Genomic DNA, 10,417 nt, shown 5'->3' on the forward strand with positions numbered 1-10,417 from the left:
TCAGGCTCGCCGCCTCCGCCACGGGGTCAGGACGTACTGAAGGCCCACCAGCAGCGCGTCGGCGACCACCGCGAGGAGCAGGGTGAGGACCACTCCGACGATCACCGGGGTGGGGAAGTTGCGCTGGAAGCCGTCGGTGAAGAGCTGGCCGAGGCCGCCGTCGCCGATGTAGGTGGCGACCGAGACCAGGGAGATGGACATGACGGTCGCGATCCGGACGCCGGCCATGATCACGGGCAGCGCGAGCGGGAACTCGACGGTCAGGAGCGTGCGCAGGGGGCGCGTGCCCATCGCCTTCGAGGCCTCCTTCACCTTGACCGGGACCGAGTCCAGGCCCTCGACGGTGTTCCGCAGCAGGACGACCAGGGTGTAGACCGTCAGGCCGATCACGGTGGTGGTGCGGGTCAGGCCCGACACCGGGAGCAGCAGCACGAAGATCGCGATCGAGGGGATCGTGAACAGGACGTTCGACAGGCCCAGCAGGAAGCCGCGCAGGGGGCGGATCCGGTGGGCGATCACCGCGAGGGGCAGCGAGATCAGGACGCCGAGGAAGACGGCGCCGAGCGCGGCCTGGAGGTGGGAGATCGTCAGGGTGGTGAGGTCGTCGGTGTGGTCGCCTATCCACGACCAGTCGACGGTCATGCCGACACCCTGGCTTCCGTGTGCGCCTGGCCCGCGTGCCGGTGGATGTCGTCGCGGGAGGAGACGCCGGTGAGCCGGCCGTCCGCGTCGATGCGGGCTATCAGGCCGTTGGGGGAGGCGATGGACTCGTTGAGGGCCGCCAGCAGCGAGTCGCCGTCCCTGAGCGGCCGTACGGGGATCTCGGTGTCCTTCGAGGCCCAGTGCAGGGGCTTGTCCGCCGCGTCGAGCACCAGGCTCCAGGTGCCGCCCTCCGGTGCCGGGCCCTGCGGGACGTCGGCGAGGGTGCGCAGCGACAGCAGCTTCAGGCCGCGCTCGGCGCCGAGGAAGTCGGCCACGAAGTCGTCGGCGGGGCGGGCGAGCAGCTCGGCGGGGGAGGCGCACTGGACCAGGTGGCCGCCGGTGCGGAAGATCGCGATCTGGTCGCCGAGCCGGACGGCCTCGTCGACGTCGTGCGTGACGAAGACGATGGTCTTGCTCAACTCCTTCTGGAGCCGGAGCAGTTCGTCCTGGAGCTGGGTGCGCACCACGGGGTCGACCGCGCCGAACGGCTCGTCCATCAGCAGCACGGGCGGGTCGGCAGCGAGTGCGCGGGCGACGCCGACGCGCTGCTGCTGGCCGCCGGAGAGCTGGTGCGGGTAACGCTTGCCGGCGTCGGCCGCGAGGCCGACGGTCTCCAGCAGCTCCGCCGCCCGGGCGCGGGCCCTGCCGCGGCTCCAGCCGAGGAGCAGCGGCACGGTGGCGATGTTGTCGAGCACCGTGCGGTGCGGGAACAGGCCCGCCTGCTGGATGACGTACCCGATGGAGCGGCGCAGCTCGGCGGCGTCCTGCCGGGTGACGTCCTTGCCGCCGACCTGGATGGTGCCCGAGGTCGGCTCCACCATCCGGTTGATCATCCGCAGCGTGGTCGTCTTGCCGCAACCGGAGGATCCGACCAGGACGGTCACGCCGCCCTCCGGCATCTCCAGGGAGAGATCGTGGACTGCTGTCGTGCCGTTGGGGAAGCGCTTGTGGACCGCGTCGAACTGGATCATGAGATGTCCCTTGCCCGGCTGTATAACGTCATGCAGAGTTCTTGGTAGCTGAATAGGTTGTCAACGGGTTGGTGTAAATCCGGAGTAACGGATGACCGAAGAGCAAGACGGGATGTCCGGATTGAGGGGAGATTGGGCTTGATGTCGTCTCGGATCGTGGACACGCCGGAGGTCGTGTCTCCTGGGCACACCGGCCTCGTAGTCCTCGACGGGATCGGGCTCGGCGTCGAGGACGTCGCACGCCTCGCCGCCGGGGCCGCCCGGCCGGTCCCCGCGAGCGACGCGATGAAGCGGGCCGAGGAGTCCTGGGACGCGGCCCGTCTCATCGCCGCGACCGGCCGCGTGTACGGGCGCTCCACCGGCGTGGGCGCGAACCGGAACGAGGACGTGCCCACCGAGGCCGCCGCCGAGCACGGCCTGCGACTGCTGCGCAGCCACGCCGGCGCCATCGGCGAGGAACTGCCCGCCCGGCAGGTGCGGGCCATGCTCGCCGTACGCGCCAACCAGCTCCTGGCCGGCGGCGCGGGCCTGCGCCCCACCGTCATCACCGCCATGTGCGAGGCACTTCAGAGCGGCGCCCACCCGGTCGTGAACGAGTTCGGCTCCGTCGGCACCGGCGACCTCGCGGCGCTCGCGCAGACCGGCCTCGCACTGGCCGGCGAGCATCCCTGGCGCGGCTCCGGAGCGCCGCAGCCGCAGCCGCTGGACAACAACGACGCCCTCGCGTTCATCAGCAGCAACGCCCTGACCCTCGGCCAGGCCGCCCTCGCCCTGCACGAACTGCGCGGCCTCATCGCCGCCACCCAGGTCGTCGCCGCCCTGTCACTGCTCGCCGTCGACGGCTCCCACGAGGCGTACGCCGCCCCCGTGCACACCGCCCGGCCGCACCGTGGCAGCACCGAGGTCGCCCGCCGGATGCGGGAGCTGATCGGCGCCGAGGACCGGCCCACCCCGCCGCTGGGCCGCATCCAGGACCCGTACGGCTTCCGCTGCCTGCCCCAGATACACGGCCCCGCGCACGACGCCGCCGATGCCCTGGAACAGGTGCTGGAGGTGGAGATCAACGCTGCCGCCGAGAACCCCCTCATCTCCCCGGAGGACATGGCCGCCTACCACCACGGCGGCTTCTACCAGGCCCAACTCGCCCTCGCCCTGGACCACTTCCGGCTGGCGCTGACCCAGGTGGCCCGGCTGTCGACGTCCCGGCTCTCCACCCTGAACGAGCCCGCCTACACCCGCCTCAAGCCCTTCCTCGCCGACCAGGAACCCGCCTCGTCCGGCGTGATGATCCTGGAGTACGCCGCCGCTGCCGCCCTCGGCGACCTGCGGGCCTTCTCCGCCCCCGCCTCGCTCGGCCACGCTGTACTCTCCCGGGGCGTGGAGGAGCAGGCCAGCTTCGCCTCGCTCGCCGCACGGCAGACACTGCGCGCGTGCGGTGCGTACCGTCTCGTCGTCGGCTGCGAACTCGTCGCCGCGGTACGGGCGTTGCGCCAGCGCGGCCTCAGGCCCGAGGCTGAGCTTCCGGTCGGCCGGGCGATGGAGCTGGCCGACTCGGTGCTCGACGACGACCTGGCCGACCGTCCGCTCACGGGCGACGTGACGGCGGCGGCCGCACTGCTTGACCGGTTCACGGAGATCTTCAGGGGGAGCGCGGCATGAGCGCGGACAGGAACACGAACGGGACGGACAGCCCCGCCGCGCGACTTCAGGCGCTCTTCGAGGGGCACCGGCTCACGCCGACCCAGCGGCGCATCGCGCACAGCATGGTGCGGCGGGCCGCCGACGTGCCGTTCCTGTCCAGCGTGGAGCTGGCGGAACTCGCCGGGGTCAGCCAGCCGTCCGTGACCCGCTTCGCCGTCGCCCTCGGCTTCGACGGCTACCCGGCGCTGCGCAGGCACCTGCGCGAGGTCGCGCCCGTGGAGCAGGCCCCGGACGCCGGCTCGTACAACGAGTACCAGCAGGCAGTCGAGGCCGAGATCGAGAACCTGCGGCATCTGGCGGAGGTGCTCGCCGACCCGCGCCCGGTGCAGAAGGCAGGACGCCTGCTCTCGGCTTCGCGCCCCCTGCCGGTGCTCGGCCTGCGGGCGGCCGCCTCCCAGGCGTACGGCTTCGCGTACTTCGCCGCCAAGGTCCATCCGGACGTTCGGCTGCTGCACGAGGGCGGCACGATGATCCACGACCGGATCGACGCCGCCGTACGGGCCGGGGCGACGGCCCTGCTCTGCTTCGCGCTGCCCCGGCATCCGCGCGAGGTCGTGGACACCCTCGCCTACGCCAAGGAGGCGGGGCTGACCGTGGTGACGGTCGCGGACTCCGCGTTCGCGCCGGTCGCCAAGGTGTCCGACCTGCTGCTGCCCGCCGCCGTCGGCACGGGCCTCGCCTTCGACACGGCCTGCGCGCCGATGCTGCTGGGCCGGGTCCTGCTGGAGGCCATGTGCGACGACCTGCCGGACGCCCAGGCGCGGCTGGAGGAGTTCGACGCGCGGGCGGCGAACCGGGGACTGTTCGTGGAGTGAGCTCCTGAGCGCTTCTTAAGGCTCGTCTCACGTTGGCTGGCTAGCGTGCGCGCACAGCGGCTGGACAGGCAGTGCTGGGACGGGAGGCGGAACGTGGCACGCGGTGGAGGACAGGGACTGGCCCGGGTGGCCGTCGTCGTACGGGCCGGGGCGGGTCCGCTCTGGTGGCTCGGGGTGTTCGCGGCCGGCATCGGCGTGCTGGTGCCGGGCTTCACGGGCCGCAGGATCGGTGTCCTGGCCGGCGCCGCCCTGTTCATCGTCACCACGGCCCTGGTGGCGTCCGCGCGCCGCAAGCGGTATGCCGCGCTGATCGACGCGGCCACCCGGGCCGGCAAGCACGACGTCCTCCAGGACCGGGCGGTGGCGGTGCGCAACTGGCGCCGGGGCCACCGCTGGTGGCTGGTGGCGGCGTTCCTCGCCGCGCTGGGCAGCGCGTTCGCGGTGCCGGCGGCCGGCGGGATGCTGCTCGCGGGCTGCGGCGCGGGGCTGCGGCTCAAGGCGGTGTGGCTCGGCCGGCGGGAGCGGGCCGGGAACGCGCTGCTGTGGGTGCGGGTCGACTGGCTCGACGGCCGGGGCGGCCGCGCCGCGGGCAAGGCCGTGAAGGGCTACCGCACCACGGGTGTCGCCGCGGGCGACGCGGCCCCCGGCGGGGCCCGCCGCCGCACCGCGGCGCTCGTCTAGCTCAGACCTCCAGGTCCTCCTCGATCTTCTTCAACTGGTGCCGGGCCATGGCCAGATTGGCGCGCTTGCCGTCGAGCACCAGATAGAGGAACAGGCCGTTGCCCCCGCGCCCGGCGATCAGCCTGATCAGGTGGTACTGGTCGGAGAGGGTGATCAGGATGTCCTCGATACCGCCCTTGAGGCCGAGGTGTTCCATCGTGCGCATCTTGGCGCGGACGACGTCGGTGTTGCCGGCGGCGGCGACATTGAGGTCGAAGCTCTTGCTGCCGCCCAGCGTGCCGAGCGCCATCCCGCTGGTGTAGTCGACGAGCGCGACTCCGGTCGCGCCCTCGATCGAAGCGAGGCATTCCTTCAGGGTGGTCTCGGTGTTGGCCATGACGTGTCTTCCTCTCAACTTTCGTTAGTGGTGCGCGCGTTGGCGGTGGTGCGTGCGGAACGCGCGGTCTTCGTGCGAGTGGGCATGGGTTTGGCGGGCTCCTTGGCGGAGCTCCTGGCCGGGCTCCTGCGCGCGGGCAGCGCCTCCGCGTCGACGAGCTCCCCGATTCGGGCACCGGCCCGGCGGCCCTCCAGATGGAGCCGGCCGACGTTGACGCGGTCCGTCGCGAGCAGGGTCAGCACGGCGGTACGGCCCGCCGCGTACGTCGCGACATAGCCGTCGTTGCCGCGGACGAGTAGCTCGCGCAGGTCGCCCCGGCCGGTCGCGTCCGTCATCCGGACCGCGACGCCGAGTGCCGCGGCGGTCAGGGCGGCGAGGCCGTCCGGTTCCACTCCGGGCGTGTCATGGGCGATCACGAGGCCGTCAACGCCGGCCGCGAGCGCTCCGGTCAGCTGCGGCACACGGGCTCTGAGCCGGCGGAACTCGTCGAGTATCGGGGCCTCGGCCGCCATCAGGTTTCTCCTCTCGGCTCGGGACCGCTGCGGTGGGCGAGGCACCCCACCGGGCTCGCGGTCCTCGAAGGGTTTGCGGTCAAAGGGCCTCCAGCGCATCCCTGACCCTCTTCAGCAGCGCGACGTAGGGGTCGGCGGCGGCGTCGGGCGGGGGATCCGGGGCGGGCGGCGGCTGCGGGGACACCAGCCCCGCGGCGGCCAGCCGCCTTATGTGCACCAGCGTGTGGAACGCCGGCCTGCCCAGCGCCCGCGCGATGTCCTCGGCCCTGCGCACGCCGTCCACCCGCTCCAGGACGGCCGCCTGCCGGGACGGCACCGTGGGCGCCGCGACCGGGTCGGCCCGGATCAGGGGTGCCGCGTCGGTCGCCGGGTCGGGCCAGATGCGGCGCAGCAGGGCGCGGCGGCGCAGCGTCTCGTGCTCCAGCTCGGCCACCGGCACCGGATGCACCGAGGCGAGCCAGTGCGCGGTGCCGTAGCGGAAGCGGCCGGGTGTGCTGCTCGGGCCCAGCGCGAAGTACGCGGCGTCGTACAGGGCGCTCACCTGCGCCAGCTCCAGCGCGCCCGGCGTGACGCCGTGGCCCAGGAGCCGTTCCTTCTCGGCGCCGGCCTCGACGGACTGCCAGGTCTCGGCGTCCAGGAAGCCGTGGGTCGTCAGGAGCATGCCGAGGCTGGGCGCGAGCGGGCTCTCGGCGTGCACGACCCGGCCGTCGGCCAGGTGGAGCGTGCCGTGCTCGCGCTCCAGCACGCCGGTGGCCCGCTCCTCCGCGAGCCGGGTCAGCATCGGCGAGACGCCGCCCCCGGCCTGCTTGAGGGCCACCTGCCGGTCCCGGACCGGCAGCCGGGGCGGCGGGGTGCTCGCGACCACGGTCATCCCAGCACCAGCCGTTCGGCCATCTCGCCGAGCCGGATGCGGGCCAGCGCGAGATTGCCGTCCGCGCGGGCCAGCCACAGGTACAGGAACACGCTGCTGTCGAACGACGTCGGCACGAACCGCAGCACGTGGTAGCTGTCACGGTTGCTGAGGATCAGGTCCTCGACCGGCGGATCCACCGTGTCCGTGTCGTCCTCGGGCCCGAAGGCCCCCTGCTCGGCGGCCAGCCGGGCCAGTTCGGCGGCCTCGGCCGCCGCCGTCTCGTGATCTCCTCCCGGTGGATCGCCCACGGTGCCCAGGGCCAGCCCGCTGGTCCAGTCGACCAGCGCGGCGCCTCGCGCACCGGGCAGCCGCATCGTCTCCAGCAAGCACTCGTCGATTCCGGGCACCGTCGCTCCCCTCCCGCCGCGGGGTTCGGCTGAGTGACGGCAAAACTACGCAACGTGTGTGCGGCGAGTGAGCGTTCAGGCATTTTCCAGTGGAACATGCGCCGGAGGACTAAGGTGGGTCAACTGGCCCTGTTTTCACTCCAGTTGATCACGTATGGCCTACTGCTCCGCATCGGTGCGCGTCAACGGCTCTTCGGCGCGCGCAGGGTGGTGAGCGACGCGGCGTGCGCCCCTCCCGATTCGGCCACGATCTCGTCCAGCGACTGCGCCTCGCGCACCGTCGCGAAGGCGATGCCGCCGCCGGCGTCCGGCGCGAAGCCGTGAACACCGGGCCGGGCAAGGGAGTTGTACGCGTAGTGGTGGGCGAAGTAGTACGCCCCCGTGTCCAGCGCCGCCGCGAAGTCGCCCTGCTCCAGCAACGGCAGCGCACTGCCCTCGGCCAGCAGATCGCCGGAGAAGCAGGCCGGCCCGGCCACGTCCTGCACCACGTCCGGACCGGCCTTCGGGCGTCCCTTGCCGTCGTACGCGGCGATCCGCAGCGGCCAGCTCCCAGGCGCGTACACCGTCCGCGTGGCGACCTGCACGCCCGCGTGCGTGACCGCCACCGGCCGCCCGCCCGCGCTCTTGGCGTACTCGACCCGCGCCACGATCGTCCCGTGCTTGGCGAGCAGCGACCGCCCGAACTCCGTGACCAGGCCGTAGCGCCCGTCGAACAACCCCGGCACCGCCTCGCCCAGCAGCCGCGCGTACTGCTCGTACGTCGGCGTGGTCGCGTCCGAGGCGAAGTTCACCGGCAGCCCGCCGCCGATGTCGAGCGTGTCGATCTGCCGCCGCCCGATCCGCGCGTTGATCTCCTCGGCCAGCGCGTACGCCTGCGTGACCCCCTGGACCATCAGCGACAGCGGGATGCCCTGCGAGCCGGTGTGCGCGTGCAGCCGGGTCAGCCACGGGCGGTCCCGATACGCCTGTACGACCCACTCCCGGGCCCCCTCGTCGCGCAGCGCCACCCCGAACTTCGAGGTCGCCGTGGCCGTCGAGGTCGCCTCGATCGAACCCCCGCCGACCTGCGGATTCACCCGGATCCCGAGCGGTGAGCGGCTGGCGGCGGAGTCCATCAGGGCGTCGATGCGCGCCAGCTCCTGCGGGTTGTCGGCGTTGACCGCGATGCCCAGCGCCAGCGCCTCACGCAGCTCGGCCGGCGTCTTGGCGGGGGAGTCCAGCACCGTCGACTCCGGGCCGAGCCCCGCCGCCCGCGCCAGCGCCAGCTCACCCGGGCTCGCCACCTCCGCGCCGATGCCCTCCTCGTGCAGCAGCCGCAGCACCGGCACCAGCGGGGTCGCCTTCACCGCGAAGGCGTGCAGCACCGGGGTGCCCGGCGCCACCACCGCGTCGAACGCCGCCCGCAGCGCCGCCGCCGACTCCCGGATGCCCGTGACGTCGAGCAGGCCGACGATGGGCGTGCCGGGCCCGAGCAGCCCCTGCTCCACGGCCGCCCGCACCGCCTCGTCGCGCCGGGCCGCCCGCTCCGCGTCCCCGGCCGGGATCTCGATTCCGTTGCCCACAACATCCCCCGTCGTGTCGTTGTACGAGCCCATGCATCCAGCCAAACACCGGAGCGCCGGCAGTGCTGGCGCACCGATCTATTGACTAGTTCTATTCAGGAAGTCAGGATGTGAATATCCACCTCAACAGTCCGCAGTCACAGTCCGCTGGGAGGCAGACCATGTCAGGACCCCGCCCCGTCCGAGCGCCGCGCGGTACGGAACTGAGTGCCCTGGGATGGCAGCAGGAAGCCGCCCTGCGGATGCTCCAGAACAACCTCGACCCCGAGGTCGCCGAGCACCCCGACAAGCTCGTCGTCTACGGCGGCACCGGCAAGGCCGCCCGCGACTGGCGCTCCTTCGACGCCATGGTGCGCACGCTGAAGGGCCTCAAGCAGGACGAGACGATGCTCGTCCAGTCCGGCCGCCCCGTCGGCGTCATGCAGACCCACGAGTGGGCCCCGCGCGTCCTCATCGCCAACTCCAACCTCGTCGGCGACTGGGCCAACTGGGAGGAGTTCCGCCGCCTGGAGGCCCTCGGCCTGACCATGTACGGCCAGATGACCGCCGGCTCCTGGATCTACATCGGCACCCAGGGCATCCTCCAGGGCACCTACGAGACCTTCGCCGCCGTCGCCGCGAAGAAGTTCGGCGGCACCCTCGCCGGGACGATCACCCTCACCGCCGGCCTCGGCGGCATGGGCGGCGCCCAGCCGCTCGCCGTCACCATGAACGACGGCGTCGCCATCTGCATCGACGTCGACCCGCGCGCCATCGAGCGCCGCATCGAGCACCGCTACCTGGACGTGAAGGCCGACAGCCTCGCCCACGCGCTCCAGCTGGCCACCGAGGCCCGCGACGCGCGCCGGCCGCTGTCCATCGGCCTGCTGGGCAACGCCGCCGAGCTGCTCCCGCAGATGCTCGCCGAGGGCGCCCCGATCGACATCGTCACCGACCAGACCTCCGCCCACGACCCGCTGGCCTACCTGCCGGTCGGTGTCGCCTTCGAGGACATGGCCGCCGCCGCCGCGAAGGACCCGGCCGGGTTCACCCAGCGGGCCCGCGAGTCCATGGCCAGGCACGTCGAGGCCATGGTCGGCTTCATGGACGCCGGCGCCGAGGTCTTCGACTACGGCAACTCCATCCGCGGCGAGGCCCAGCTCGCCGGGTACGACCGGGCGTTCGCCTTCCCCGGCTTCGTCCCCGCCTACATCCGCCCCCTGTTCTGCGAGGGCAAGGGCCCCTTCCGCTGGGCGGCCCTGTCCGGCGACCCGGCCGACATCGCCAAGACCGACAAGGCGATCCTGGAGCTCTTCCCGGAGAACGAGTCCCTGCACCGCTGGATCAAGATGGCCGGCGAGCGCGTCCACTTCCAGGGCCTGCCCGCGCGCATCTGCTGGCTCGGCTACGGCGAGCGCGACAAGGCCGGCGAGCGCTTCAACGACATGGTGGCGAGCGGTGAGCTGGCCGCGCCGCTGGCGATCGGCCGCGACCACCTGGACTGCGGTTCGGTGGCCTCCCCCTATCGCGAGACCGAGGCCATGCTCGACGGCTCGGACGCGATCGCCGACTGGCCGCTGCTGAACGCCATGGTCAACGTGGCCTCCGGCGCCTCCTGGGTGTCCATCCACCACGGCGGCGGCGTCGGCATGGGCCGCTCCATCCACGCCGGCCAGGTGACGGTGGCCGACGGCACGCAGCTCGCCGGCGAGAAGATCCGCCGGGTCCTGACCAACGACCCCGGCATGGGCGTCATCCGGCACGTGGACGCGGGCTACGACATCGCGGAGTCGGTCGCCGACGAGCGCGGTGTCCGGGTCCCGATGCGCGAGGGTGACGACGCGTGACCTTCCACAAC

11 protein-coding genes are annotated in these 10,417 nt (G+C 72.6%); 4 read left to right on the plus strand and 7 right to left on the minus strand.

Annotated features, from left to right (window positions below):
- Together CP983_RS25835 and CP983_RS25840 are read right to left on the minus strand one after the other, a co-directional pair.
- Entirely contained in the window at positions 1 to 642 is a 642-nt protein-coding gene (locus CP983_RS25835) for an ABC transporter permease (RefSeq protein WP_107905780.1), read from the minus strand.
- On the minus strand, positions 639 to 1,673 hold the full coding sequence (locus CP983_RS25840; protein ID WP_150502110.1) for an ABC transporter ATP-binding protein: 1,035 nt from the start codon (positions 1,671 to 1,673) through the stop codon (positions 639 to 641). The genes CP983_RS25835 and CP983_RS25840 overlap by 4 nt, the downstream gene beginning before the upstream one ends.
- Before the next feature lie 141 nt (positions 1,674 to 1,814).
- Between CP983_RS25840 and CP983_RS25845 the strand changes: the two genes are divergently transcribed.
- The 3 genes from CP983_RS25845 (at position 1,815) to CP983_RS25855 (ending at position 4,870) form a co-directional block, all read left to right on the plus strand.
- Positions 1,815 to 3,332 (plus strand): aromatic amino acid ammonia-lyase, encoded by a 1,518-nt coding sequence (locus CP983_RS25845; protein WP_107905778.1) that lies wholly within the window; start codon positions 1,815 to 1,817, stop codon positions 3,330 to 3,332.
- Positions 3,329 to 4,189, plus strand: a complete 861-nt coding sequence (locus tag CP983_RS25850; protein ID WP_030952500.1) for a MurR/RpiR family transcriptional regulator — start codon at positions 3,329 to 3,331, stop codon at positions 4,187 to 4,189. Before CP983_RS25845 ends, CP983_RS25850 begins: the two co-directional genes overlap by 4 nt.
- Positions 4,190 to 4,282: 93 nt before the next feature.
- The gene (locus CP983_RS25855; protein ID WP_150502112.1) at positions 4,283 to 4,870 is read left to right on the plus strand and encodes a hypothetical protein; all 588 of its coding nucleotides are present in this window, start codon (positions 4,283 to 4,285) and stop codon (positions 4,868 to 4,870) included.
- A gap of 1 nt (position 4,871) precedes the next feature.
- On the opposite strand, the gene CP983_RS25860 is transcribed toward CP983_RS25855, so the two are convergent.
- The 5 genes from CP983_RS25860 to CP983_RS25880 all read right to left on the minus strand — a co-directional run bounded on the left by CP983_RS25860 (position 4,872) and on the right by CP983_RS25880 (position 8,613).
- A complete protein-coding gene (locus tag CP983_RS25860) occupies positions 4,872 to 5,246 on the minus strand; it encodes a roadblock/LC7 domain-containing protein (protein WP_030965085.1) in 375 nt (124 codons plus the stop codon).
- A gap of 14 nt (positions 5,247 to 5,260) precedes the next feature.
- Positions 5,261 to 5,758, minus strand: a complete 498-nt coding sequence (locus tag CP983_RS25865) for a roadblock/LC7 domain-containing protein (RefSeq protein ID WP_150502114.1) — start codon at positions 5,756 to 5,758, stop codon at positions 5,261 to 5,263.
- Positions 5,759 to 5,837: 79 nt separating this feature from the next.
- Complete coding sequence (locus CP983_RS25870; protein ID WP_150502116.1) at positions 5,838 to 6,629, minus strand: transcriptional regulator; 792 nt, start codon at positions 6,627 to 6,629, stop codon at positions 5,838 to 5,840.
- Positions 6,626 to 7,018, minus strand: a complete 393-nt coding sequence (locus CP983_RS25875) for a hypothetical protein (protein WP_030951831.1) — start codon at positions 7,016 to 7,018, stop codon at positions 6,626 to 6,628. Before CP983_RS25875 ends, CP983_RS25870 begins: the two co-directional genes overlap by 4 nt.
- Positions 7,019 to 7,200: 182 nt before the next feature.
- The gene (locus tag CP983_RS25880) at positions 7,201 to 8,613 is read right to left on the minus strand and encodes a type III PLP-dependent enzyme domain-containing protein (protein WP_150502118.1); all 1,413 of its coding nucleotides are present in this window, start codon (positions 8,611 to 8,613) and stop codon (positions 7,201 to 7,203) included.
- A 128-nt stretch (positions 8,614 to 8,741) separates the two neighbouring features.
- Here CP983_RS25880 and hutU point away from each other — a divergent pair, with 128 nt between their 5' ends.
- Positions 8,742 to 10,406: a urocanate hydratase gene (gene hutU / locus CP983_RS25885; RefSeq protein WP_150502120.1), complete on the plus strand. Its 1,665-nt coding sequence runs from the start codon at positions 8,742 to 8,744 to the stop codon at positions 10,404 to 10,406.
- The last annotated feature ends 11 nt before the right edge of the window (positions 10,407 to 10,417 follow it).

The organism is Streptomyces chartreusis (genome assembly GCF_008704715.1).
In the GTDB taxonomy this organism is placed as follows: domain Bacteria; phylum Actinomycetota; class Actinomycetes; order Streptomycetales; family Streptomycetaceae; genus Streptomyces; species Streptomyces chartreusis.